Here is a 25,315-nt window from a genome sequence, read left to right as displayed (position 1 = left end):
GATAACAGGTACACGTCAATGCACCTGGCTAAGTCTAATTAGAGAAGTCCGTTCAACTTAGCACTCAGGGATGATGTCAGAACAATATGTATTACTAGGCTTCCAGCAACCCTAGCTCTCTGTAAATACATGTAACATGTTCCTTTTTTCCCGTCATCGAGTTAATCATATTAATTTTCAAAATTTCAATAATTGTACTTACACTTTTCGTTCCCTCGAATTTCTTTCCTTTCGAGTTGTTTAAGTTTTTTGATATTGCCGACAATCATATAACTTTTTTAAGGAACGGTCAACAGGTTTTTTGAAAGTTTTTTGATACTTTAGATTAATCAAAACAGTTGAATACGCTTACATTGGCTATAGCTTAAGGAAAGTTGTAAATTAAAAAATAATATTACATTTTCAAGACATTTCAAATCATGTTAGGATCTTATTTCGCTATGTGTATGAAAGTTTCCACAAAAAAATAACTCCAGTATGTAACCGGAGTTATTTTTTATAATCAATTAGTCTAAAAAGTCTGTTACAGCACCTTTTGATGAGCAGGAAACATTATGTGCATATTTTCCTAAAATACCTTTTTTGTAAAGTGCTGGGGCAACCCAATCTTTACGACGGATTTCCAATTCTTCTTCCGAAACATCGAAAGATATTACTTTTTCACTAGAATCAATTGTAACGCTATCGCCTTCTTTTAATAATGCAATTGGACCACCAACTTGTGCTTCTGGTGCAAGGTGACCAACAACTAATCCATGTGTTCCTCCTGAGAATCTGCCATCGGTCAATAAGGCAACCTTTTCATCCAATCCTTTTCCAACCAATATAGCCGAAATCGACAGCATTTCAGGCATTCCCGGACCACCTTTTGGTCCAACATAGCGAATGACCAACACATCACCATCATTAATCTTATTATCCATAACAGCCGCAGTCGCTTCCTTTTCCGTGTTAAATACACGTGCTGGGCCAGTATGGCGTTTTACTTTCACGCCCGAAACTTTCGCTACTGCACCACTTGGCGCTAAATTACCTTTTAAAACAATTAATGGCCCGTCCGCCCGTTTAGGATTATCGAATGGCATAATTATTTTTTGACCATCCTCAAGTGACGGTGCCTCTGCTAAATTCTCAGCAACAGTTTTTCCTGTTACAGTTAAACAGTCTCCATGAAGATAGCCTGCCTCATAAAGAAGTTTCATAACAGCCTGAACTCCTCCGACGCGGTGAAGGTCTTGCATAACAAATTTACCACTCGGTTTTAAATCAGCAAGATGTGGCGTTTTTTCTTGAATCCGATTAAAGTCATCGATCGATAAATCAACTTCAATTGCATGAGCAATGGACAACAAATGAAGGATAGCATTCGTAGATCCTCCAAGTGCCATTACAACCGTGATCGCATTTTCAAAAGCTTCCTTCGTCATGATATCTTTCGGATAAATACCTTCTTCAAGTAACTGATAAACAGCTTGACCCGCTTCAACACAATCAGCTGATTTGTCGCTTGATTCTGCTGGATTGGATGAACTTCCGGGCAAACTCATTCCCATAGCTTCAACTGCTGATGCCATTGTATTCGCCGTGTACATGCCTCCACAAGCTCCAGCACCTGGACATGCACTGCATTCAATTGACCTTAATTCACCGTCATTTATATCGCCATTATTATGTTTACCTACACCCTCGAACACAGATACAATATCGATGTCTTTGCCATTGTGAGAACCAGGTGCAATTGTCCCACCGTAAACAAAAACAGCTGGAACTTCGGCGTTCGCAATCGCAATCATACAACCAGGAATATTCTTATCACAGGCACCAATGGCAACAAAGCCATCCAAGTTTTCTGCACCTACCACTGTTTCAATCGAATCAGCAATTACATCCCGGCTTGGAAGTGAGTAACGCATTCCCTGTGTCCCCATAGAAATACCATCTGAAACAGTTATCGTATTAAATATTAGCGGTACCCCACCTGCTTCACGTGCGCCTTCCTTTGCATTAATCGCTAAATCATCAATATGTATATTACAAGGTGTGACCTCGCTCCAAGTACTTGCAATACCAATCATTGGTTTCTTAAAATCTTCGTCAGAAACGCCAACCGCTCTAAGCATGGCACGGTTCGGAGCCTTCATAGTCCCCTCAAACACATTACTTTTTATACGTAAATCTTTTTTCATCTAGGATCCCACCTTTCTTTCGAACAATTATATGACTAATTTTCTTATTGTTCAATGTATTTATTTTTTTAAGACAAACTCGGCATTAGCTATAACGAATAGCGAAGTTTATCTAATACTGTTTCCTTAGAATTTTGTGAATTTTTCGGAGTAATAATAAAAAGTCAATATCCTTAGTCGGTTAAGCGTTTACAATACTTTCAAAATATTCACAGTATATATTGACAACTAATACAGACCTGCTATGCTAAATAAAATTCAACTCTATCAGCGAAAGATGATGAGCCAAGCAGAAGTATTTTTTTACATACAACTATAACAAATTCTGGGTGGTGTCAGGCATCTGCAGAACGTGACCTGTTCCCCCTTCGGAAAAGGAGATACAATCATGCTACCAGATCACCAGTTACTACGTATTCCTGGCCCTAGTCCAATTCCTCCAAGTGTACAGCGGGCAATGAGTCAACCCATGATTGGACATAGAGGTCAGGAAACGAAAGATTTGTTACATAGGATTAAGCCCAAACTAAAGCCAATATTCGGAACGGAGCAAGATGTCCTGATTATTACCGGGAGCGGGACATCTGGATTGGAAACAGCTGTTGTTAACACTGTTAAGCCTGGAGATGAAGTGTTAATTATCGTAACAGGTGCGTTTGGCGATCGTTTTGTCAAAATATGTAATGCTTATGGAATCAAAACGCATCGGTATGATGTCGATTGGGGAGCAGCTATATCTCCCGACAATATAAAAAAATACCTTATAGAGCATCCAGAAATTAAAGTTGTCTTTTCTACCTATTGCGAGACTTCGACGGGTGTACTAAATCCAGTTCAAGAGCTGGCGCAAGTTGTTCACCAAAACTCTGATGCTTTAGTGGTTGTTGATGGTGTTTCTTGTGTTGGGGCTGTTGAAACAGAAATGGATGAATGGGGAATTGACGTATTGGTGACTGGCTCGCAAAAAGCTATGATGCTCCCTCCTGGTTTAACCTTTGTTGCAGCAAGTGAACGGGCTTGGAAAGTTATCGAGGAGAACGAGCAACCGCGTTTCTACTTAGATTTAAAAAAGTATCGAGATAATTTAGTAAAAGATTCTACCCCCTTTACTCCAGCTGTGTCACTCTTGTTTGGGTTAGAGCAAGTTCTTAAACTTTTAGATGAAGAAGGTCTAGAACAGGTATACGCACGTCATCAGTTAATGACGAAAATGACCAGAGCGGCTTTCAGCGGACTGGACATCCCTTTACTTACTAGTGATCGTGCTGCTTCCCCAACCGTAACAGCAATTAAACCGGTAGATTTTCAAGCAGAGGATTTAAGAAAAATACTAAAAGAAGATTTTGGCTTAGCTGTGGCCGGTGGACAACAGCATATGAAGGGCGAAATTTTTCGTATTGGACATATGGGTTATTGTTCGCCAGCAGATGTGCTGCAAATTGTAAGTATAATTGAAATTGGCTTAAAAAAAATAGGTAATCCGATTGAACTTGGTTCAGGAACTCGGGCAGCTCAAGAAGCATATTTGCACCTGAATTTTTAACAATGGAAGAATTACTATACACGAGATGCGTGATGCGTTTTTCTAATCACAGGAGGTTGACTAATGGCGTTTAATATTTTAATAAGTGATCCACTTAGCGAGGAAGGTATACAACCACTTCAGAATGCTGAAAATATGAAAATTGTAATCGACACAGATTTGATCCCAGAAGAATTAGCTGACCGAATTGAAGAGTTCGATGCCTTATTGGTAAGAAGCCAGACCCAGGTAACACGCGAAATCATCAGCAAAGCTTCTAGGTTAAAAATTATCGGCCGTGCTGGTGTTGGGGTTGATAATATTGACCTTGATGCAGCGACAGAGCATGGAATCATCGTAGTCAATGCACCCAACGGAAATACCAATTCTGCAGCCGAACACACGATGGCCATGATCATGTCTTTATCCAGAAACATACCACAGGCCTACCATGCCCTAAAAAACCACAAATGGGATCGAAAAAAGTATGTAGGCGTTGAATTAAAGAACAAAACACTAGGCGTTATAGGTTTGGGTAGAATTGGTACAGAAGTTACTGTCCGAGCGAAAGGACAACGGATGAACGTCATTGCATATGACCCTTTTTTAACCGAAGAAAAAGCGGATAAAATGGGAATTGGCTACGGTACAATCGAGGAGGTATTAACAAAAGCAGACTTCATTACGGTACATACTCCTTTGTTGAAGGAAACGAGGCATTTGATTAATTCCGAAGCATTCCAGCTCATGAAAACAGGTGTGCAAATTATTAATTGTGCCCGGGGAGGAATCATCGATGAGGAAGCATTATACGATGCTATTATCTCCAAAAAGGTAGCTGGTGCTGCACTGGACGTTTTTGAGGAAGAACCCTTTCACGACAATAAACTATTGGAATTACCCGAAGTGATCGCTACTCCTCACCTAGGAGCAAGCACATTTGAGGCCCAGGAAAGTGTTGCTGTTGATGTCAGCCACGATGTCGTCAGCTTTTTGTCAGGGGGATTAGTACAAAATCCCGTTAATCTTCCATCCGTACCAAAGGATATTATGAACAGGATTGAACCGTATTTTAATATGGCAGAAAAGCTGGGATTGTTTCTTATTGATTCTACGCAAGAAGTAGTTGAAGAGGTAAACATCTCGTACTCTGGTACCTTATCAGAAGTAGACGTAGCACCCTTGACCAGAAATACGGTAAAAGGAATACTAAAGCGCCACCTGGGTGACCATGTAAACGATGTGAATGCCCTTTATCTAGCCGAAAGAAAAGGAATAACAGTGAACGAAAATAAAACCTCCAGGGCGAGGGGCTTTACCAATCTACTTACAGTGGAGATAAAAACAAAGTCAGGCAAGAGGCGCGTATCAGGAACTCTATTAAACGGCTTAGGTCCGAGAATAGTGAAAGTGGACAATTATAGTGTTGATGTTACTCCAGAAGGCCATATAGTAGTCATTCATCATAAAGACCAACCAGGTGTAATTGGTAGAATGGGAAGTCTATTAGCACGACATAACATCAATATTGCAACAATGCAGGTGGATCGATCAAATGAAGGCGGAGAAGCCATCATGATGCTCAAAATTGACAAACATTTAGAAAATGACGGATTAGAAGAGTTAAAAGCTTTGAACGAAATTTTTGACGTAACAGCAATAGATTTATAAGTAAGAATTCGGTCAGTGAGGGTTTTTCTGCACGTCAAACATGGGTAAAGCTATCTATGTCGAAGTGGCTTTAACCGCCATTTTTAAAATATAACTGCCAATATTGAAAAATAACCGCCAATATCAAAATATATCGGCCGATATGATAATTTATCCGCCGATTAAATTCCCTATAAAAAGCACACAGCATCGGCTGTGTGCTTTCACTATATTTTCACGAACGATCAATCTCTTCAACAATCGGTAAAAGCTCATTAAGGTGTGCTATTTCATAGGTCGGTATGACTTCACTTTTTGCTTTATCATGACGATTCACCCATATGGATGTTATTCCCACCCTGGATGCACCAAGAATATCTGTCATCAAATTATCTCCCACCATCACTGCTTCATCCCTCTTTACAGAGAGAAGCTCAAGTGCATGCTCAAAAATAGCCGGATCTGGCTTTCCTTTTCCAAAACCACCTGAAATCACAACATGATCAAAATACGGCTTGAGTTCTGGTGTTATATTCAATTTTGTGTGTTGTAGAGCAGGAGAACCATTCGTGAGCAATAATAATTGATATTTTCCTTTAAGCTGCTCCAGGACGGTAAAGGTTTCCTTATAAATATAAGCATTTCTTTTACGTTCGATCGGAAATGTTTCTGCTAGCTCATTTCCGAATTCAGAATCATTAACCCCTACATCACTTAACCCTTTTGTCCAAGCTTCTTTTCGATAAGTTGGAACCACTTTTTTCATTTTACGAAAATCTTCACCTTCATCGAAAAAATTACCCCAAAGTCCCTCAAAAGGATTTATTCCAATCATCTGCGTAAACGGGTATGTCTCATAGGAAGCGTATAACTTTCGCGCATTTTCCCGTACCCTTTCTTCTAACATTTCAGGATTGATCGCATACTTCGCCTTGGCAAGTTCGCAAGTAGCCTTAAAAGCTTCTTTTACACTTTTTTCATCCCACAACAGGGTGTCATCTAAGTCAAATAGAATTGCTTTAATCATCAACTCGTCTTCCTTCCAAAACCTTTTTACTAAAACAAATATGAATAACGACGTTACCCTGCCTTTTTATGAATCAGCTGCTCATCTTTCTCTGCTCTGTGTGTGATAAGTTGTCTGACAAACCACAGTGCAACTATAAGCCAAATAATTGAGCCAATAATCATAGAGGTTGAGTACGCTAAACTAAAGCCTTCTGGAGCATAAAAAATATAGGTGCTGGTAACAGCCGTCATAAATAATGCTGGTACACTACAAATCCAGTGAAATTTATGCTGTTTTAACAGATACATTGCCCCTGTCCACAGCATTACCGTTGCTACAACCTGGTTAGTCCAACCAACATAGCGCCATAGAAAGCTATAATCCATTTGTGTGAGTAAAAACGTTGGCACTGCCACCGGTATTATTAATAGAGCTAGTGGCCACTTGCCTACTACATCTTTTTTCGTAAACTGCTTTATTAAATCTGCAAGCATCATTCTGGATGACCGAAGTGCAGTATCTCCTGTAGTGATAGGGAGAATAATCACACCCAGAATTGCAAGAATACCACCGAATGAACCAAGTGTTGATATACTGATTTCATTTACTACTCCAGCAGGACCGCCAGCATTGAGTGCTTCTTGAAGACCCCCAGTCCCACCGAAAAACGCCATTCCTGCAGCAGCCCAGATTAGGGCAATGACACCTTCAGCAATCATAGCGCCATAGAAGACTTTCCTTCCTTCACTTTCTTTTTTAAGTGTTCGGGCAAGGATTGGGCTTTGGGTACTATGAAACCCAGATATAGCCCCACAAGAAATTGTAACCATTAAAAGAGGCCACATTGGCAAATTATCAGGATGAAGATTACTTAAGGTTACATTTGGAACAGGATTATCGAAAAAGAACAAACCGACACCAATCGAGACAGCCATAAAAATTAAGATTGCTCCAAAAATTGGGTAGATTTTTCCTATCACCTTATTAATTGGTAATACAGCGGCAATCACTAAATAGGCAAATACAATAAGTATACACGCCATAAAACTTAGTGGTGTTATCTCTGCCATTAGCTGTGCAGGTCCTGCTGTAAAGGCTGCCGCAACGAGAATCATTAATATGATAGATACAACATTAATAACTGACTGTACACTTTTCCCCAAGTATTTACCTACAATGGTTGGATACTGTGCACCTTTGTGCTTTAGCGACAGCATACCAGAAAAGTAATCATGTACAGCACCACCAAAAATCGTGCCTATTACAATCCATATGAATGCAACAGGACCATACAAAGCACCTAATAAGGCACCGAAAATTGGACCTAGCCCAGCGATATTCAATAACTGAATTAAACTAGCTCTCCACCAACTCATTGGCATATAGTCAAATCCGTCTTTTTTCGAATATGCTGGTGTTTCTCTTTGATCGTCTACACCGAAAATTCGTTCGACCACCTTCCCGTAAACTAAATAACCTACTACTAAAAATATGATGGATGCAACAAAAGTAACCATCGCTGAGCCTCCCTTCAAAATCAAATTTACAGAAAATACTAAACCGAATAATTTGAAAAAGCAAGAGTTTTCGACAAAATATTTCAAATAATTTTAATAAAACGCTTACATCTGAATTTTTAATAAATTTTAATAATTTATTGCATTTATGCCTTGCTTTAATCTGGAATATATCTTATTATTAGTATTAAAATTTTCACCAAGGGGGCTAGCGTCATGAAAGATTATTCAGTTCAAGTCAATCTTTGTTCATCTGGGAAGGAAAAGCCCAAATCAGATCAATTGCAATTTGGAAGGGTCTTCACAGACCACATGTTTATCATGGATTATTCAGAACCTACAGGGTGGCATGATGCTCGTATTGTTCCATATCAACAAATTACAATAGATCCCTCTGCCATGGTGTTTCATTATGGTCAATCCGTTTTCGAAGGATTGAAAGCATATCTTTCACCAGACGGAGACGCCCAATTATTTCGGCCCGAAAAAAATCTTGAGCGTTTAAACCGGTCGAATGATCGGCTTTGTATTCCGCCGATTGATGAAGATTTTGCACTAAAGGCAATCAAACAACTGGTTGCTTTGGAAAAAGATTGGATTCCAGAATCTGAAGGAACCTCTCTGTATATACGCCCATTTATTATTTCCACTGAGGCCTATCTTGGGGTTGCACCATCTCGAAATTATAAATTCATTGTAATCCTATCGCCTGTTGGTGCGTATTACAAAGAAGGAATTAATCCTGTGAAAATTGCTGTAGAAGATAACTTTGTTCGTACAGTAACAGGAGGAACCGGTGAAGCGAAGACAGGTGGAAACTATGCCGCCAGTCTTAAAGCACAAGAACTGGTTTCAAATAGTGGATATGCACAGGTTTTGTGGCTGGATGGAATCGAAAGAAAGTACATTGAGGAAGTCGGCAGCATGAACGTATTTTTCAAGATTAATGGTGAAGTAATTACACCTGCATTAAATGGAAGTATTCTGGAGGGAGTAACCAGAAACTCCGTAATCCGATTGTTAAAGCATTGGAACATTCCAGTTATCGAGCGGAAAGTTTCAATGGATGAAGTTTATCAGGCATACAAGGATGGATTATTGGAAGAAGCCTTTGGCGCAGGAACAGCTGCGGTTATCTCACCAATTGGCCAACTAACCTGGAAGCTTGAACATCTATTTATTAATAATGGAAAAACAGGTAAAGTTGCAAAAAGTTTATATGATACGTTGACTGGGATTCAATATGGCACAGAGAAAGACCCATTCGACTGGATTGAAAAAGTAGATAAAGAAAAAGTAAGATAACTTCATTTTTATAAAAGCACCCTTGGCTGGACTAAAGCCAAGGGTGTTTTTAGTTAACCCACACGCCTACTAGCAAAATGTCATTTATCTGTCATTGTCGTAAATGTTATTTATGTCTAAATGATTTATACTGAGGGTATAGTACAAACTAAAGTTCGTTAAGCTTAATTTCTGCACAGATAAACACTTGCTCAGTACTGAACTAATGATATCGCATTACTTTATAGGGAGGTTTTATCACGATGGAAATGGATACAGTCTTGATTAGTAGACTAATTACAGCTATGACACTAGGTTTTCATATCATTTTTGCAACTATCGGTGTTGGTGTTCCTTTAATGATTTCGATAGCAGAGTTTATTGGAGTTAAAAAGAAGGACCCCCACTACCTAATGCTAGCCAGACGATGGGCCCGTGGATTTGTTATCAGCGTAGCAGTTGGTGTTGTAACTGGTACTGCTATTGGATTGCAATTGTCTCTCGTATGGCCTAATTTTATGCAGGTTGCAGGAAATGTTATTAGCTTACCATTATTTATGGAAGTTTTTGCATTCTTTTTCGAAGCTATTTTCTTAGGCATTTATTTATACACATGGGATCGATTTAAAAAACCGTTTACTCATTGGCTGTTATCCTTACCGATTATAATAGGCGGCGGATTTTCAGCGGTATTTATTACAACCGTAAACGCATTTATGAATACCCCAGATGGATTTAAAATGGAAAATGGGACGTTTACAGCCGTTGATCCTATTGCAGCAATGCTAAACCCTGCTACGCCTTCAAAGGTGTTTCATGTATTGAGTTCGGCATATTTAACCTGTGCAGTTTTACTTGCTGCAATTGCAGCTTTTATGATGTTGAGAAAAAAAGCGGCTGATCAGGGGACTGCTTATCATAAAAAAGCATTAAAACTTATGCTAACTGTTACGTTTATTTTCGCAACTGTTAACCTAGTAACGGGAGATACTTCTGCCAAGTTCCTTGCTGAGCATCAAGCGGAAAAACTAGCTGCTGCTGAATGGCATTTTGAAACAGAAAAAGCTGCAGACCTTATTTTGTTTGGGTGGTTAAATGAGGATAATGAGCCAGTAGGAGAAATACGCATCCCTGGGGCATTAAGTTTTTTGGCACATAGCGATTTTAATAGTGAAGTAACTGGGTTAGAAGAATTCCCTGAAGACGTGCGCCCCCCACTTTGGATACATTATATGTTTGATTTGATGGTTGTCATAGGAATGTTTCTCATAGGAGTTCCTTTACTTTATTTTATCGTTAGTAAAATCAAAAAGTGGAACCAGCACAATAAATGGATGCTATTTATTATTGCTATAAGCGGACCATTAGCATTCCTTGCGATAGAATTCGGCTGGATTTTCGCCGAAGAAGGACGGCAGCCGTGGATCATACGTGGATATATGACGGTAGAAGAAGCAGCAACATCTTCCCCATATATCGGCCTGATGTTCTTCCTGTTTTTAGGATTGTATATCGTACTGGGGACATTATGTCTTGTTACACTACGAAAAATGTTTCGTAATAATCCAGCTGAGGAAGAGCTAGAGAAACAGTACCCAACCATCGAAAAGGGTGATGAATAATGAGCTATGAAATAATAGGTATTAGTGTGTTATGGATCTTTCTGTATGGTTACTTAATCGTAGCTTCTGTTGACTTTGGTGCAGGCTTTTTCGCCTATTATGCGAAAACTACAAAGAAAGACCATATTATAAATCAGTTAATTTCTAGATATTTATCGCCAGTTTGGGAGGTAACCAATGTATTTTTCGTATTTTTCTTTGTAGGTATCATTGGATTCTTCCCGGAAACTGCTTATTATTATGGAACTGCATTGTTGGTTCCAGCAAGCATAGCGATTATATTACTCGCTATACGAGGATCATTCTATGCATTTGAAAATTACGGATCGAAGCAGAGCAACGTGTACATGTTCTTATACGGTGCAACCGGGTTATTAATTCCAGCTTCGTTATCTATTGCTTTAACGTTATCAGAAGGTGGATTTATTGTTGAGGAAAATGGAATAGTTTCACTGCAGTATTTAGCACTATTTACAAGTCCATATGCATGGAGCGTTGTATTTCTGGCGATTGTTTCGGTGCTTTATATCAGTGCCGCATTCTTAACCTTTTATGCGGCGCGCGCAAATGACAAACCTGCCTTACAATTAGTGCGAAAATATGCTTTGTTTTGGAGCGTCCCAACGATTATTGCCAGTCTAACAACATTTATTGCTTTGAGTCAGCATAATGAAAGACATTTTGAAGCGATGCTTGACCTATGGTGGATGTTTGGGTTGTCTGTAGCATTTTTTATGATCGCAATGTGGTTAATTTATATAGGAAAATATTATGGTCTGGCATTTATTAGTGTCATGCTGCAGTTCTTCTTTGCCTTCTTTGGTTATGGAAGAGGCCATTTACCATATATACTCGATCCTTACATTACCATTAATGAAGGGGCGACTAATGAAACCATGGCCATTGCTTTGATAGCTGCATTTATTGGAGGGCTATTATTACTCGTACCTTCCTTAATTTTATTAATGAAACTATTTTTATTCAATGCGGACTATGTTAAAGGAAAAAAATAGCTGATGTGTGATTTCAACTGGCGAAACCTTATGTTAGGAGACTGGAGCGTATATGAGTAACCTAAAAGAAATAGCATACAAACAGAAAAAAAGCATGTTGTTTCTGCTTATCTCAGCTGTGATAACAGGCGTAGCAATTGTCGGACAATCTTATCTCATTGTAATGATTGTTGATGGCGTCTTTTTAAAAGAACAATCTTTTTCAGCAATCCTTCCCATGTTGGGAGGATTGCTGGTCATTCTTATGATCAGAACACTGTTCACCTATTTAAGTGGACGTACTGGTGTCAAAATGGCTGCTAAAGTTAAAGGGCATTTTCGAAAATCCCTCTTACATAAATATTCAAGAAATCCTATACAAGTTTCATTACGAGGGCAATCTGGACAAAAGGTTAGTGTCATGATGGATGCTGTTGATGAAATTGACAGCTATTTTAGTCAGTACATTCCGCAAGTGATTCGAACATCCTTTATCCCCCTCTTGATTCTTGTTGTGATTTTCACACAACATTTAAATACAGGACTAATTATGCTGGTTACAGCACCATTCATCCCCATTTTTATGATCATTATCGGAATGAAGACGAAAAAAAAATCAGAAGAGCAGTTAGAAAAGCTTTCTGCATTTTCAGGGCGTTTCCTTGATACGTTACAAGGACTTACGACGCTAAAATTATTTGGACGGGCTAAACAGCAAAAAGAAGTAATTAATAAAAGTAGTCTTGGTTTCCGTGAAGCTACAATGGAAATATTAAAGGTTGCCTTTACTTCTTCCTTTATGTTAGAGCTGATTTCCATGCTCAGTATTGGACTAATCGCACTTGAGGTGGCAATTCAGCTGATTATTTACGAAAGTATTTCCTTTTTCACTGCTTTCTTTGTGTTAGTACTGGCACCTGAATTCTATTCATCATTGAAAGAACTAGGAAGCGCCTTTCATAACGGGCGCGGTAGTATGGGTGCAGCGCAAAAAGTAGCAGATGAGTTAGCGGAAACAGATCAAACAATTCAATGGGGAAATGCAAGCTTGCCAAAAGAAGCAACACCACCGAACATCGAATTGCAAGGTGCAGGCTATACTTACGGAGAAAATCAGTTTACGTTAAAAAATATTAGTGCAGCGATTTCTCCATACGAACAAATTGCCATTGTAGGTCGAAGCGGTTCTGGGAAAACAACACTTTTACATCTGATATCTGGTCTTATTGCTCCTTCAGAAGGAAAAATAGCCATCAATGGTAAGTTGTTAGCTGATTACATAGAAAAAGATTGGTTTGATCAGTTAAGTTATATTTCCCAACATCCGTATATCTTCTCGGGGACAATTGCGGAGAATATCGCAATTGGCGGTAAATTTGATGCTTCCCGCAACGAAGTGGAACAAGCTGCAGAACAAGCAGGAATCTCTGGGATGATACAAGCGCTTGACAATGGCTATGACACACCCGTTGGTGAAGCGGGCCGAGGTCTATCAGGAGGAGAAAAACAACGCGTTGCCATTGCTAGAGCTTTTCTGAAAAAGCCATCAGTTATTCTTTTTGATGAACCAACGATTGGCCTTGACCTTCAAACAGAACGAATCCTGCAAAGGTCGATACATCAATTAGCACAGAATTCAACCGTGATTACCGTTGCACATCGCCTTCATACGATTAAGAATGCTGATAAAATTCTATTCCTGGAAAATGGAAGTCTAATTGCTGCAGGAACGCATGATGAACTGATCAATAAGGTAGCGGAATATCGTGATATGGTTTCTATTCAGCAAGGAGGGATTGGAGAATGAGAGATTTAGTGGTCGTCATTAAGTTAATGATGGTTGAAAAAAAAGATATTCTCTATTCAATTTTCTTTGCATTTGTTGCTGGTATTGCCGCTGTCGGTCTATTTGCTGCCAGTGGATACTTGATTTCAAAAGCAGCTCTTGCACCTCCTTTATATGCATTAATTGTTTTAACATCTACCGTTAAACTGCTGGGGATCACGAAGGCAATAAGCCGATATGCAGAAAGATATTTTTCCCACCGGGCGACATTCACGATTTTGAGTAACTTGCGTGTTTCGTTTTTTGAAAAACTTGAACCCCTGGCCCCGGGGATTTTTCAAAAATATCGTAGCGGTGACTTACTATCACGAATTGTTGGGGATGTCGAAAGCTTACAGAACTTCTTTTTAAGGGTTTTTTATCCACCAATTGTTTTAATTACCGTTTTTTTAAGTACGATTCTGTTCACCACTTTCTATTCTGTTTATGTGGCACTTATTTTACTTGCAGGCCTCTTCCTGACAGTCTTTGTCGTTCCAGCTTTATTTGCTGTGAGACAAGCAAAAATTGACAGTCAAGTACGAGAAGAAAGAGGAGAATTATCAACAGAAGTAACTGAATTTCTTCATGGTTTTCGTGATTTAAAAATATATCAGAAACTTGAAGGAAAAGAACAGAAACTAATTCAATCATCTGATGCATACATTAAAGAGCAGGAAATCGAAAATGTTAATACAATATATAGTCAATCTGTGAATACATTTGTATCGCTTCTTGTTTCCTGGTCTGTCCTGGCAATGGGAACTTATTTAGTAGTGGATGGCCAATTAGATGGGATTTTCCTGGCGATGCTCCTGATGATTTCATTAACGGTTTTTGAAGATGCTTCTCCAATGGCTGTCTTTCCACTCCATATACAAGACAGCAAACGAGCAGCGAATCGCCTTTTCTCCGTTGTTCGAGAACAAGGTGTCGCAGAAAAAAGTGAGAAAATGGAACAGCTTCAGCATAATAAGTTGCTTTCCATTGAAATGGATAATGTTACTTTTGCTTTTGCAGACGAATGGCGAATGGCTTTGAAAAATATTAATATGAAGCTTCCAGCAGGTTCAAAGACAGCAATTGTTGGTCCAAGTGGGTCCGGTAAGTCAACTTTGCTGCAGCTATTATTAAAAGTTAATCCTATTGATCAGGGGAAAATACATTTAGATGGTTTTTCGATAGATAAAATAAATCAAGAGAATATTTGGGAAGAATCTAAAGTTGTTTTACAGGAGAACCACTTTTTCTTTGGTACGATACGGGATAATCTTCTTCTTGCTAAAGATGATTTAACCGATGAACAAATGGATATCATGTTAGCAAAAGTTAAGCTCGAACATTTTTCTTTAACAGACCCTGTATTTGAGAAAGGCGAAAATCTTTCTGGAGGAGAAAAGCAAAGGCTGGCTATCGCTCGGGCTATGTTGAAAGATGGACGACTCTGGCTACTGGATGAGCCAACGTCGTCTGTAGATGCTCTTACGGAACATTCCATTTATGATTATCTTTTCAAACAAGCTAAAGACGATACACTTGTACTCGTTAGTCACCGCTTAACAGGGTTAGAAAGAATGGATCAAATTATTGTTATGGAACATGGTACAATTATTGAATCTGGTACATTTGAAGAATTGATACAAGCGAAAGGCTATTTTTACGAAATGAAACAGATTGAAAAAAGTTTACTATAGTCTTTCAAGAGCAACCGGGACATAGCCAATGCCCGGTTGTTTTACAGTTATATTCATATACTATTAAAAACTCGCCATTCGCCTCGTCTTTAATAGCGAATGACGAAGTTTTTCTTATACTGGCATTATTACGAGAAAGATAAATTGATGATATGCGGATTATTAATTATACTAAGGACAAAGTGAAAGGAGTTTAAATGATGGAACAAATGAAGCTTGAATCAAACGTTTTTTCTGTTTTAAAAGATAAGATCCAATTAATCAAAAAAAATGAAAGTGCGATATATTTAGTGGGGCCTATTCAGCTCCCTGTTAACTTATATGGAGAAACAGTTGTATTCCAGTGGTATTGCTGGCTTAACTATGACGAGGTAACAGAGGATTACGAAAAGATTATCGACAAACTTTCCTCTTCAAACCTAGCTGAATTTCAGCAGTCCAGTGTACTTGTCTATGGAGATTTTGAAAACACGGAAGATGCGCTAATCAGAATGCACTCCATCTGTCATACTGGTGATATTTTTGGAAGTAAGCGTTGTGACTGCGGCTTCCAGCTTAAAGAGTCAATGAAAAAAATTAAGGATCATGGATCTGGGGCTTTATTTTATCTAGCCAACCATGAGGGAAGAGGTATCGGACTGTTCAGCAAAGCGATGGCCTATGTACTGCAGGAAAATGGCTATGATACAGTTGAAGCAAATGAAAGTCTTGGATTCGTAAATGATTCCAGAAACTATGATGATGCCATTCAAGTACTTAAAACGTTACGATCAAAACCTGTAACACTTATCACAAATAACCCTGAAAAACTTGAAGCATTGAAAAGCGCTGGTCTACAGGTTGCAGGGAGATCACCTTTGTGGGGCGATGTTTCCGAATACAACAAGAAATATTTGGAGACGAAAATCAATAAGTCTGGTCATCTGGAAATGGAAGGAACCTGTCCAAATGACTAATCATGAATTTTATATGGATCTCGCTTTAAACAATGCGCAATCCATGAAAGGCCAGACAGATCCAAATCCGCTTGTTGGATCTGTCATTGTTAATGACAACCGAATCGTTGGAGTGGGGACGCATCTAAAGGCCGGGGAACCGCATGCAGAAATTCATGCACTTCGTATGGCCGGGGAAAATGCCAAAGACGGCACGATTTATGTGACGCTTGAACCATGCTCCCATCACGGCAGAACAGGTCCCTGTGCAGAAGCAATCGTTAAAGCAGGTATAAAGAAAGTCATTATTGCCACACTTGATCCAAACCCGATTGTTGCCGGCAATGGGGTGAAAATATTAGAAGATGCCGGAATTGAAGTTGTTGTCGGAGTTCGGGAAGAAGCATCACGAAAGATGAATGAAGTATTTAATAAATTTATTGTTCAAAAGAAACCATTTGTTACGTTAAAAGCAGGAATTACACTGGATGGAAAAGTCGCTACGCATTCCTTTAACAGCAAATGGATAACTTCAGAAGAGGCTAGATTAGACGTACATTACCTAAGAAATGAGAACATGGCAATTCTTGCAGGCATTAACACCGTTTTGAAAGACGATCCGGCATTGACTGCACGAATTCCAAATGGCCGTAATCCCATCCGTGTTGTAATGGATTCTACTTTAAAAGTCCCCCTAGATTATCAGCTTATTACTGATAAACAAGCGGAAACATGGATTTTTACAAGCCAAAACCATGATACAGAAAAACGAAAAGCATTAGAGGGTCTGGGAATAACTGTATTCGTAACGACCGATTCAACATCTGTAGATCCAAACGAAGTCGTTAATCTATTAGGAGAAAAAGGCGTGTCTTCTGTAATAGTTGAAGGTGGCGGCAACATCAATGCCTCTTTTCTGGAAAATAAATTAATCGATAAAGTAATCCTGTATTTTGCACCAAAACTAATTGGCGGACAAAATGCACCAACCTTTTTAGAAGGAACAGGAATTGACCTGATGAAAGATGCTATTGATCTGACGGATACAGCTATTATTAAAATTGGAAAAGATTTTAAATTCACAGGGTATCCAACTTACAGTAATGAAAGTATTGAGGGATAAACATATGAGATTTGGCTTTGACATTGATGATACATTGATCAACTTACGGGAACATGCATTTATTTTATATAATCAGAAATTAAAGAAAAGTATTTCACGTGAAGTTTTTCATGCATTAAAAAGAGTGGAGATACACGAGCCGTTTGGCTTAACAGACGAACAGGGCAAAAATATGTGGAAGAATTCATTGGAAGAAATCTATTATACTACCTGCCCCCCTTTTCCGGGAGCTGTTGAAACCTTACTGGAACTGGAAAAGCAAGGGCATGAAATATACTATATTACCGCCAGACCAAAAGAGCATGGAGAAAGAACGATAACCTGGATGAAAGAGCAGGGATTCCCTGTCCGGGATGACAGATTTTTCTACGGGATGCAGGATGATGAAAAGGTACACATCATTAAAAACCTCGAACTTGATTATTATGTTGATGATAAACCTGCCATTCTTGATACACTAGCTGATGAGTCTGCACTATTATTGCTTAAGGATCAATCTTATAATCGGCATGTGGAAGACATGCATCGTCTTGTAGATTGGTCTGATTTTACTAGTTTCATTAAATAATTAGGCTTGTAGTATGGATTGAAAGGAGATATTCAGTTGCCAATAAATATACCAAAAGCATTGCCTGTAAGGGAAAATTTAAAAAAGGAAAAAATATTTGTGATGGATGAGATTCGTGCAAAGACCCAAGACATCCGTCCACTAAATATACTAATTCTGAATTTAATGCCAGAGAAGCAAAAAACGGAGTTACAACTCCTAAGATTGTTAGGTAATACACCGTTACAGGTCAATATTACTTTCCTAAGAGTCGTGACACATCAATCTAAAAATGTAAGCAAATCCCATTTGAACTCGTTCTATACGACCTTTGAAAACGTAAAGGATCGTCGATTTGATGGAATGATTATTACGGGGGCTCCCATTGAGCATTTAGCATTTGAAGACGTAAACTATTGGGAAGAGTTAACCGAAATTATGGAATGGACAAAACAGAATGTCACCTCTGTTTTGCACATCTGCTGGGGTGCCCAGGCTGCATTATATTACCATTATGGTATTGAAAAATATGAGTTGTCAAAGAAAAGTTTTGGTATTTATAAGCATCGTTTATCAGATCCAACAATTAAGCTTGTACGTGGATTTGATGAAATATTCAACGCCCCACATTCAAGACATACTACAGTATCAAAAGAAAAAATTGAGCGTGATCAGCGCTTATCATTGCTTTCTTCTACAGAAGAGGAAGCACCGTTTATAATTATGTCTAATGATGAAAAACATATTATGATTACTGGTCATCTAGAGTATGATTCAACAACACTTGCCGAAGAATACGCACGCGACCTACATAAAGGTATGGACATAGATATTCCAAAGAATTACTTTCCGAATGATGATGCACATTCAAAACCACCGAACACGTGGCGATCGCACACCCATTTACTTTTCTCTAATTGGCTGAATTACTACGTATACCAACAAACGCCTTTTGAATGGGATTAATTTATCGTGAGTGAAAAGGATATACTCGCTTACACTATGATTTTAAAGAGAGGATTTCATCAAGTCCGGTGACTCGATGGAATCCTCTCTTGGTATTTTCTCAATTATCCTTTTATCGCTACCATTAACTGTTTTCTATTTCCCCAGGGTGTTGATCAACATATTCCGGAAAGTCGGTGATAATACCATCTACTTCAAGTTCAAATAATTTATTTGCCTGTTCCTGTGTGCGAACAGTATACGGATAAATTTCCATTCCTTTAGCGTGAACACGGTCTACTAAATCATGTGTAACTATATTCATATTTGGATTAAAGAAATCAGCATACGTTGCAAATTGCGCTAATTGTTCATCTGTCACATCTGCCCAAGAAAGCCCAGCAAGTACGCCATGAGGAATACTTGGCAACAGTGCCTTAGATGTTTGCATCGATTCGTAATTAAATGATTGAATAATAATTTTATTATTATTTGGTTTATGCATATTGCGTTCAACTAAGGCTTCAGCAACTTTTTCTTCAATACCTGGATACAGTGCTGGTGATTTAAGTTCGATTAATATACCAATCTTTCCACGGTAAGTATCCAGTACTTCTTCAAAAGTAGGTATCTCCTCATCGGCAAATTCTTCGCTAAACCAACTTCCAGCGTCCAACTGTTGAAGTTCTTCAAGCGTAAGATCTCCAACAAAGCCAGTTCCATTTGTCGTACGGTCAACAGTTGTATCATGGATGATGACTAGCTCTCCATCTTTACTCATTTGTACATCGATTTCAATGTAATCAGCTTTCATTTCAAAAGCTTTTTGAAATGCATCCATAGTATTTTCAGGCGCATGACCTGAAGCACCGCGATGTGCAACATTCACCATTTGTTGCTGCTGTTTGGTCGAGATTGTTTCCCCACTAGACGCTAAAGCAGGAACGATTGACAAAGACATAAAAATTAGTGCCATTAGAAAAATTGAAAATGTACGTACTCTCATTTAATCTCTCCTTTATAAGTATTTAAGTTTAGTATAAAGAAAGACTATTAAATGAAAGTGAACGGAGCGTAAAGAAATGTAAATAAAAACAGTAGATTAGTAGTCATCCTAAAGTCCTTGCTTGCAATGGTTATTTGCGTTTGATAATTTATAATTCCATTTCTCCAATTAATAATTCTTAATTGCTCGTCGATGATGGAAAATAACGATTTTTTAATTGAGTTGAAAGTACCTCTAAAACTATTGCTATCAATAATATTGCATAAGTGATAAAACCTACTTCACGTAGATCGAAGTAAAATCCTGATGACATAAAGAGTTCAAATCCAATACCACCTGCCCCCGCCGCGGCACCCATCGCAACAGCTACCGAGAAGTTAATTTCAAACCTTAAGAAGGTCCATGACAATAAATAAGTGAATGTCGAAGGTAGAATAGCGCGAGTAACTATATGCCACCAGCCGGAACCAGTTGCACGTAATGCTTCTATAATACCCTTATCTACTTCCTCAAAAGCCTCTGAAAATGCCTTAACTAAATAAGCAATAGAGTGAAATAACATACCGAGTATTGCTGCTTCACTTCCTAATCCAGCTGCAATCGCAAAAATCAAAACCCATAATACAGTGGGAACTGCCCGAATAAATGCTACAAAAATTCGAACCGTTTTAGATATCCATTTATTTGATAAATTATTTGCAGCCAACAAGGCTAAAAAGAGTGCAATTACCGCACCAATAAATGTTGCTAAAAAAGCTAAACCAAGCGTAATACCTACTTGATGAAATGCTTCAGCTAAACTAAAATGATTTAAGGCAGGTTCCAGAAACATTATTTTCAAGTTATATACCGTCTCAGCAAATGCTGTGCTTAAATCCAATCCCGAATAATCGAAGAACATAAAAGCCATTACTGTTAATACAGTTAAAAGGATAATTGTACACCTTGTAACTTGTTCTTCTTTACTACTAGATTTAATATTAATTCGGCCATCTATTTTTCGTTTGATGTATGTTGCTTCCATTATAGAATCACCTTCCGAATATAATTTGAGATAAGCTCTATAAAAATAACGGCAATGACGATACTAAATGTAATAAGAGCTACAGTATTATAGTCCATAGTCTTATAATATAAATCAAATATGAAACCAATTCCTGTACCAGTTAATATACCAACTAAAGTCGCGCTTCTAATGTTTGTTTCAATCATAAATAATATCCAACTAATAATCTGAGGTAAACATTGTGGGATAACCGCTTTATGTACAATGTGAATATAAGTTGCACCCGTTGCTCTCAATGCTTCAACTGAACTTTGGCTAGCCTCATCAATGGATTCAATAAACGCCCTTGTTAAAAACCCTACCGTTCCAACAAATAGTGCTAAATATCCTGTCATTGAATTTTGACCAAAAGAAAGCAGCAGGATTAATGCCCATGCAACAACTGGAATATTTCTTGAAACAGATGCAATAAAACGGGCAAGCGAACTTAACACACCATTGACTCTTGTTGTTTTTGATCCCATTACTCCTAAAAAAATGGAGACTACTGCACCTGTTGTTGTAGCAGCAATAGAAATAAAGATTGTTTCGTTTAATTTCTCTAGAATGTCTGGCAATCTTTCAAGTGCTTCCTCTGAAATATATAAGTTTGATATTATCCAGCTTAGTGCTGTGGGCAGTGTTGCAATTCCATGTATGATATTAAAACTCGTTATAGTTGAGGACAAATATGTCAGCATTATCATGGTGACGAGAAATATAGTTGCCTGCCATTTACGTTTTTGCATTATTTTTTCATTCACTTTATTTGCTCCTCACACCGTAATTAACTCTCTGGTTTCAGTTCCATATATGCCATGAATGCGTTCATTGGTAAGTTTGTGGATTGGTCCATCAAAAACAATTCCACCTTCATTTAATCCGATAACCCTATCTGAATAGCTTTGCGCAACTTCAACCTGATGTAAGTTTACTAAGCATGTAATATTTAACTCAGAAGTAATCGATTTTAAATGATCCATAATTACCTTGGAGGAGTTTGGATCAAGTGAAGCGATCGGTTCATCGCAAAGAACGAGTTTAGGATCTTGGATGAGGGCACGAGCAATACCTACACGTTGCTGCTGCCCACCACTTAACTGATCACAACGTTTATATGCATGTTCTTCAATGCCCAGCTTCCTAAGTAAAAAAAATGCCCGCTCCTTCTCGTCTTCCGTAAATCTGCCAAGTACCCCCTGCATTATTGTTTTATATCCAAAGCGTCCATGTAGAACATTTTCAATAACGGTTAACCGTGGTACCAGATTATAATGTTGAAAGACCATTCCTATGTTCGTACGCAATTTACGCAATTCTTTTTTCTTCATACTCCCAACATCGAGGTCATCAAAAATAACCTTACCTTCATTTATTCCAACCATTCGATTAATACAACGTAAAAGTGTAGATTTCCCCGCACCAGATGGTCCAATGATTGAAACAAACTCTCCAGCTTCCACCTGAAAATTAATATCCTTTAATACTTTCGTTTCTGTGTTATATGATTTACCGAGTCTTTCAACTTGTAACAATGACATGTTAATTAGCTCCTTTTTCATTTAACATAGGTAGGAAATTAGAGTATGCAATGTAATAATGCATACTCTAGCTTCCTGAGATGTTACAGTTAATTTAACAAAATCTATTATTCCGAAAGCTTGCGGATTGGATCAAACCATGAATCTTCGACTGTAGTAAATCTTTCCTTATCTGACTTAAAGAATAAGCCTGGCTTTCCTGAATCTTCTGGAACAAAGATTTTTTTATTGTTTGCAATTTCATCTGAAGTCAATAATTCTTGCAATTTACTAAAATCTTCTTCACCCAAAACATCCAAATTTGCTACAAATGGTGCGTTTAATACTGGTGTAACACTCATTAAAGTAAATTCACTGCCTGCCAGCTTATTAAAAGGCTCAGCAGCATCGTCTTTAACTCGATAAATAGCTCCTACCGTGTTCTCTTCTCCTCCAGCAACTTCTACGTAATTTTCAACACATGTATCACAAAATGCCGCAACTTCTGCATTACCCTTTAATAGATTTACTGCGGATCCTTGGTGGGAATTCCCGAATAATACCTGAGAAAAAAGTTGACCACCTTCCAATAAATCTACTTCAGCTAAATCAGCATAATTATCTTTTTTTGAGAAGTGTTTAATAATGCTAGATGATGGTACTTTAAATCCTGATGTTGAACTGGTTGATACGAATGACATACTTTTTCCTTCTATCGTGTCAAGTGAAAATTCACCGTCTATTTTAAAGTTCTCCTGATCATCCACATTTACAGCCAACCAGCTATGGTATACAGCATCATCAAGGGTACCTGATGGGCCGGTCGGAACTACTAAAGGTTGAATAGCTTCATTTCTTTTATTTGCCTCGATATAACCTTGAGCACCCATAAATGCAAGATCTGCATTGTTATTAACTAATGTTTCAATAGCAATTGCATAGTCAGTAGTCAAATGATGTTCTACTGTTTTACCTGTAGCTTTTTCAATTACCCCACCAATTTCATCACGCGAAGATTTCATATCCTTACCGGATTCGTTAGGGTACCAAACAATGTCGATAACATCATCAACTTCTGGATTTTCTGTTCCGGCACTTCCTTCCGAGCATGCAGTTAACATTAGAATGAATAACAAAAGCATTGTTAACAAAGACCAATTCTTTTTCATAATTGATTCTCCTCTTCTCATCATTTAGTGGTATTGCAAAATAAACTCTCGAAAACGCGACTGGTAGTTGTGATTCAAGCCTTTAAGTAGTAACACCCCTTTTCATCTAACCCTATTTAACTCGTTTCATTGAAACATAAAACGCTTCAAGAAAACGTATATTTACAGTTTTTTAACCTATTCTTTACAAATGTTTACATGATTTATTTAATAGATTTATAGGACTTAAAATATCCCCGACTTCAATAGACTCACCGAAAACACCGTGATAATCTGTCCCCCCCGTCATTATTAGGTCATAATTATTGGCTAGACCCTTCACCTTTCGATGATCTTCCATTCTATGGTCTGGATGGTTCCGTTCAATCCCGCCTAAACCTACCTCTACAAGCTCTGGTATTAGGTCATAGGAATTCAACTGACCGGGATGTGCAACAACGGCAATTCCTCCATCCGCCACAATCGCACTTACTGCCTCAAATGCATCTAGATATTCAATGTAACCCGATGCTACGCCATCTCCTTTAAACAACTTTCTATACAGTTGCTTATATTGCAGTGATGTATAGGGTGCTTCCGTCAAATGCTTCATAATATGCTGCTTATAAATTGTATTACTCGGTTTGGCAGTCTCCATAATAGCTTGGTTATCCAGATTATAACCAGCTGCTTTAATCTGATCGATCTGCCAAAGGGAATGTGTCTGCCGTCGCTCACGTACCTTTTGACAAATCGATTCTATATGTATTGCTTTTAAATCATAGTTATATCCAAGCACATGTACCTTGCGCTTTCTCTTAAAATCATAGGCTGAAATTTCGATACCGGTGATAACATCAATCCCATACTTTTCGCCAAGTGAGAGAATTTCAGGCAAACCCTTGATCGTGTCATGGTCAACAAAGCTAATTTGCGTTATACCATTAAAAACTGCCCTTTTCATCACCTCCTCAACTGAATTTGAACCATCAGAATAGTGACTATGGACATGCAAATCAGCTCTCACCAGCAACACCAGCTTTCATTTTAGTAGTAATTAACTCTCTCGTTTTCATATCGAAAACCTTATCACACAACCCTTCCATAAATTCGATGTCATGGAAAATGCCAACCAAAGTTGTACCATTTGCTTTTAATTTTTCAATGATTTCACGAACTTTCATTTTGGATTGTTGATCTAAACTTGCTGTTGGTTCATCCAACAATAGCAACCTTGGCTTTTTCACAGTTGCCATCGCAATATTTAAACGTAGCTTCTCACCACCAGAGAATGTATTCGGATAGGTATCCCACAATTTCCGATCAAGTTCAAAATGCTTTAATGCCCTTTGTGCTTCCTTCCGAGCGACTTCCTTTTGCTCCCCCATTTCCAATAATGCCTTCTCAACAAGCTGTCTAGAGGTCGTTCTAGGCATAACGTTAAGAAATTGTGATACATAACCAATTTCGTACTGACGTAAATTTAGTACTTGTCTTTCTGTTGCTTTGGATAGATCGATTTTGTCAAAGCGTTCCGAATCGTATAGAATACTACCTTTGTCTGGTAAATACGAACGATAAATACTCTTAAGAATTGTGGATTTTCCACTACCGCTTTTACCCACAATGCCAATGAACTCTCCTCTTTCCAGTGAAAAATCGATTTGTTCCACGGCATGCATTGTTTCACCTAAATGATGAATGGTAAATCGCTTGCTAAAATTCTTAACTTCGAGCATAGACAT

At 38.3% G+C, this 25,315-nt stretch carries 21 protein-coding genes; 11 read left to right on the top strand and 10 right to left on the bottom strand.

The window, feature by feature from the left end; genetic code table 11:
- Window positions 1-506: 506 nt before the first annotated feature.
- Window positions 507-2,186 carry a dihydroxy-acid dehydratase gene (gene ilvD / locus LG329_RS13215; RefSeq protein ID WP_404451280.1) on the bottom strand — a complete coding sequence of 560 codons (1,680 nt, stop codon included), beginning with the start codon at window positions 2,184-2,186 and terminating at the stop codon, window positions 507-509.
- A gap of 388 nt (window positions 2,187-2,574) precedes the next feature.
- Here ilvD and LG329_RS13210 point away from each other — a divergent pair, with 388 nt between their 5' ends.
- Entirely contained in the window at window positions 2,575-3,729 is a 1,155-nt protein-coding gene (locus LG329_RS13210) for a pyridoxal-phosphate-dependent aminotransferase family protein (RefSeq protein ID WP_404451279.1), read from the top strand.
- A 63-nt stretch (window positions 3,730-3,792) separates the two neighbouring features.
- The gene (serA, locus tag LG329_RS13205; protein ID WP_404451278.1) at window positions 3,793-5,379 is read left to right on the top strand and encodes a phosphoglycerate dehydrogenase; all 1,587 of its coding nucleotides are present in this window, start codon (window positions 3,793-3,795) and stop codon (window positions 5,377-5,379) included.
- Between the two features lie 214 nt (window positions 5,380-5,593).
- On the opposite strand, the gene LG329_RS13200 is transcribed toward serA, so the two are convergent.
- Window positions 5,594-6,385 (bottom strand): HAD family hydrolase, encoded by a 792-nt coding sequence (locus tag LG329_RS13200; RefSeq protein ID WP_404451277.1) that lies wholly within the window; start codon window positions 6,383-6,385, stop codon window positions 5,594-5,596.
- Between the two features lie 53 nt (window positions 6,386-6,438).
- Complete coding sequence (locus tag LG329_RS13195; RefSeq protein WP_404451276.1) at window positions 6,439-7,884, bottom strand: carbon starvation protein A; 1,446 nt, start codon at window positions 7,882-7,884, stop codon at window positions 6,439-6,441.
- 216 nt (window positions 7,885-8,100) lie between these two features.
- Between LG329_RS13195 and LG329_RS13190 the strand changes: the two genes are divergently transcribed.
- From LG329_RS13190 to metA, 9 genes are all read left to right on the top strand, one after another.
- Window positions 8,101-9,189 (top strand): branched-chain amino acid aminotransferase, encoded by a 1,089-nt coding sequence (locus LG329_RS13190; protein WP_404451275.1) that lies wholly within the window; start codon window positions 8,101-8,103, stop codon window positions 9,187-9,189.
- 242 nt (window positions 9,190-9,431) lie between these two features.
- Window positions 9,432-10,790, top strand: coding sequence for a cytochrome ubiquinol oxidase subunit I (locus tag LG329_RS13185; protein WP_404451274.1), 1,359 nt, complete (start codon window positions 9,432-9,434; stop codon window positions 10,788-10,790).
- Window positions 10,790-11,803, top strand: a complete 1,014-nt coding sequence (locus LG329_RS13180; RefSeq protein ID WP_404451273.1) for a cytochrome d ubiquinol oxidase subunit II — start codon at window positions 10,790-10,792, stop codon at window positions 11,801-11,803. Before LG329_RS13185 ends, LG329_RS13180 begins: the two co-directional genes overlap by 1 nt.
- A 52-nt stretch (window positions 11,804-11,855) precedes the next feature.
- Complete coding sequence (gene cydD / locus LG329_RS13175; RefSeq protein WP_404451272.1) at window positions 11,856-13,589, top strand: thiol reductant ABC exporter subunit CydD; 1,734 nt, start codon at window positions 11,856-11,858, stop codon at window positions 13,587-13,589.
- Window positions 13,586-15,301: a thiol reductant ABC exporter subunit CydC gene (gene cydC / locus LG329_RS13170; protein ID WP_404451270.1), complete on the top strand. Its 1,716-nt coding sequence runs from the start codon at window positions 13,586-13,588 to the stop codon at window positions 15,299-15,301. The genes cydD and cydC overlap by 4 nt, the downstream gene beginning before the upstream one ends.
- A 200-nt stretch (window positions 15,302-15,501) precedes the next feature.
- Window positions 15,502-16,257, top strand: a complete 756-nt coding sequence (locus LG329_RS13165) for a GTP cyclohydrolase II (RefSeq protein WP_404451269.1) — start codon at window positions 15,502-15,504, stop codon at window positions 16,255-16,257.
- Window positions 16,250-17,359, top strand: coding sequence for a bifunctional diaminohydroxyphosphoribosylaminopyrimidine deaminase/5-amino-6-(5-phosphoribosylamino)uracil reductase RibD (ribD, locus tag LG329_RS13160; RefSeq protein ID WP_404451268.1), 1,110 nt, complete (start codon window positions 16,250-16,252; stop codon window positions 17,357-17,359). The genes LG329_RS13165 and ribD overlap by 8 nt, the downstream gene beginning before the upstream one ends.
- Window positions 17,360-17,363: 4 nt before the next feature.
- Window positions 17,364-17,927, top strand: a complete 564-nt coding sequence (locus LG329_RS13155; protein ID WP_404451267.1) for an HAD family acid phosphatase — start codon at window positions 17,364-17,366, stop codon at window positions 17,925-17,927.
- Between the two features lie 36 nt (window positions 17,928-17,963).
- Entirely contained in the window at window positions 17,964-18,872 is a 909-nt protein-coding gene (gene metA / locus LG329_RS13150; RefSeq protein WP_404451266.1) for a homoserine O-succinyltransferase, read from the top strand.
- A gap of 124 nt (window positions 18,873-18,996) precedes the next feature.
- Here the strand turns inward: metA and LG329_RS13145 are convergent, their stop codons facing one another.
- The 7 genes from LG329_RS13145 to phnL all read right to left on the bottom strand — a co-directional run bounded on the left by LG329_RS13145 (window position 18,997) and on the right by phnL (window position 25,315).
- The gene (locus LG329_RS13145) at window positions 18,997-19,857 is read right to left on the bottom strand and encodes a glycerophosphodiester phosphodiesterase (RefSeq protein WP_404451265.1); all 861 of its coding nucleotides are present in this window, start codon (window positions 19,855-19,857) and stop codon (window positions 18,997-18,999) included.
- Window positions 19,858-20,035: 178 nt separating this feature from the next.
- Window positions 20,036-20,881, bottom strand: coding sequence for an ABC transporter permease subunit (locus LG329_RS13140; protein WP_404451264.1), 846 nt, complete (start codon window positions 20,879-20,881; stop codon window positions 20,036-20,038).
- Window positions 20,881-21,666, bottom strand: a complete 786-nt coding sequence (locus LG329_RS13135) for a PhnE/PtxC family ABC transporter permease (protein ID WP_404451263.1) — start codon at window positions 21,664-21,666, stop codon at window positions 20,881-20,883. The genes LG329_RS13140 and LG329_RS13135 overlap by 1 nt, the downstream gene beginning before the upstream one ends.
- Window positions 21,667-21,678: 12 nt before the next feature.
- Window positions 21,679-22,443 carry a phosphonate ABC transporter ATP-binding protein gene (phnC, locus tag LG329_RS13130; protein WP_404451262.1) on the bottom strand — a complete coding sequence of 255 codons (765 nt, stop codon included), beginning with the start codon at window positions 22,441-22,443 and terminating at the stop codon, window positions 21,679-21,681.
- A gap of 107 nt (window positions 22,444-22,550) precedes the next feature.
- Window positions 22,551-23,591 (bottom strand): PhnD/SsuA/transferrin family substrate-binding protein, encoded by a 1,041-nt coding sequence (locus LG329_RS13125; protein WP_404451261.1) that lies wholly within the window; start codon window positions 23,589-23,591, stop codon window positions 22,551-22,553.
- Window positions 23,592-23,775: 184 nt separating this feature from the next.
- Window positions 23,776-24,597 carry a PHP domain-containing protein gene (locus tag LG329_RS13120; protein ID WP_404451260.1) on the bottom strand — a complete coding sequence of 274 codons (822 nt, stop codon included), beginning with the start codon at window positions 24,595-24,597 and terminating at the stop codon, window positions 23,776-23,778.
- The gene (gene phnL, locus LG329_RS13115) at window positions 24,587-25,315 is read right to left on the bottom strand and encodes a phosphonate C-P lyase system protein PhnL (protein WP_404451259.1); all 729 of its coding nucleotides are present in this window, start codon (window positions 25,313-25,315) and stop codon (window positions 24,587-24,589) included. Before phnL ends, LG329_RS13120 begins: the two co-directional genes overlap by 11 nt.

Source organism: Virgibacillus necropolis, assembly GCF_044793635.1.
Taxonomy (GTDB): Bacteria; Bacillota; Bacilli; order Bacillales; family Amphibacillaceae; genus Virgibacillus_F; species Virgibacillus_F necropolis_A.
Note: the sequence above shows the minus strand (reverse complement) of the source record. Positions and strands in the feature narration are given on the sequence as shown.

What these genes read in the sequence shown, in the direction of transcription:
- LG329_RS13145 (WP_404451265.1), bottom strand. Translation starts at nt 19,857, where the DNA reads ATGAGAGTACGTACATTTTCAATTTTTCTAATGGCACTAATTTTTATG.
- ribD (WP_404451268.1), top strand. Translation starts at nt 16,250, where the DNA reads ATGACTAATCATGAATTTTATATGGATCTCGCTTTAAACAATGCGCAA.
- LG329_RS13185 (WP_404451274.1), top strand. Translation starts at nt 9,432, where the DNA reads ATGGAAATGGATACAGTCTTGATTAGTAGACTAATTACAGCTATGACA.
- LG329_RS13200 (WP_404451277.1), bottom strand. Translation starts at nt 6,385, where the DNA reads ATGATTAAAGCAATTCTATTTGACTTAGATGACACCCTGTTGTGGGAT.
- LG329_RS13195 (WP_404451276.1), bottom strand. Translation starts at nt 7,884, where the DNA reads ATGGTTACTTTTGTTGCATCCATCATATTTTTAGTAGTAGGTTATTTA.
- serA (WP_404451278.1), top strand. Translation starts at nt 3,793, where the DNA reads ATGGCGTTTAATATTTTAATAAGTGATCCACTTAGCGAGGAAGGTATA.
- phnC (WP_404451262.1), bottom strand. Translation starts at nt 22,443, where the DNA reads ATGTCATTGTTACAAGTTGAAAGACTCGGTAAATCATATAACACAGAA.
- LG329_RS13125 (WP_404451261.1), bottom strand. Translation starts at nt 23,591, where the DNA reads ATGAAAAAGAATTGGTCTTTGTTAACAATGCTTTTGTTATTCATTCTA.
- cydC (WP_404451270.1), top strand. Translation starts at nt 13,586, where the DNA reads ATGAGAGATTTAGTGGTCGTCATTAAGTTAATGATGGTTGAAAAAAAA.
- LG329_RS13155 (WP_404451267.1), top strand. Translation starts at nt 17,364, where the DNA reads ATGAGATTTGGCTTTGACATTGATGATACATTGATCAACTTACGGGAA.
- LG329_RS13190 (WP_404451275.1), top strand. Translation starts at nt 8,101, where the DNA reads ATGAAAGATTATTCAGTTCAAGTCAATCTTTGTTCATCTGGGAAGGAA.
- LG329_RS13165 (WP_404451269.1), top strand. Translation starts at nt 15,502, where the DNA reads ATGGAACAAATGAAGCTTGAATCAAACGTTTTTTCTGTTTTAAAAGAT.
- phnL (WP_404451259.1), bottom strand. Translation starts at nt 25,315, where the DNA reads ATGTCTATGCTCGAAGTTAAGAATTTTAGCAAGCGATTTACCATTCAT.
- LG329_RS13210 (WP_404451279.1), top strand. Translation starts at nt 2,575, where the DNA reads ATGCTACCAGATCACCAGTTACTACGTATTCCTGGCCCTAGTCCAATT.
- cydD (WP_404451272.1), top strand. Translation starts at nt 11,856, where the DNA reads ATGAGTAACCTAAAAGAAATAGCATACAAACAGAAAAAAAGCATGTTG.
- LG329_RS13140 (WP_404451264.1), bottom strand. Translation starts at nt 20,881, where the DNA reads ATGGAAGCAACATACATCAAACGAAAAATAGATGGCCGAATTAATATT.
- ilvD (WP_404451280.1), bottom strand. Translation starts at nt 2,186, where the DNA reads ATGAAAAAAGATTTACGTATAAAAAGTAATGTGTTTGAGGGGACTATG.
- LG329_RS13180 (WP_404451273.1), top strand. Translation starts at nt 10,790, where the DNA reads ATGAGCTATGAAATAATAGGTATTAGTGTGTTATGGATCTTTCTGTAT.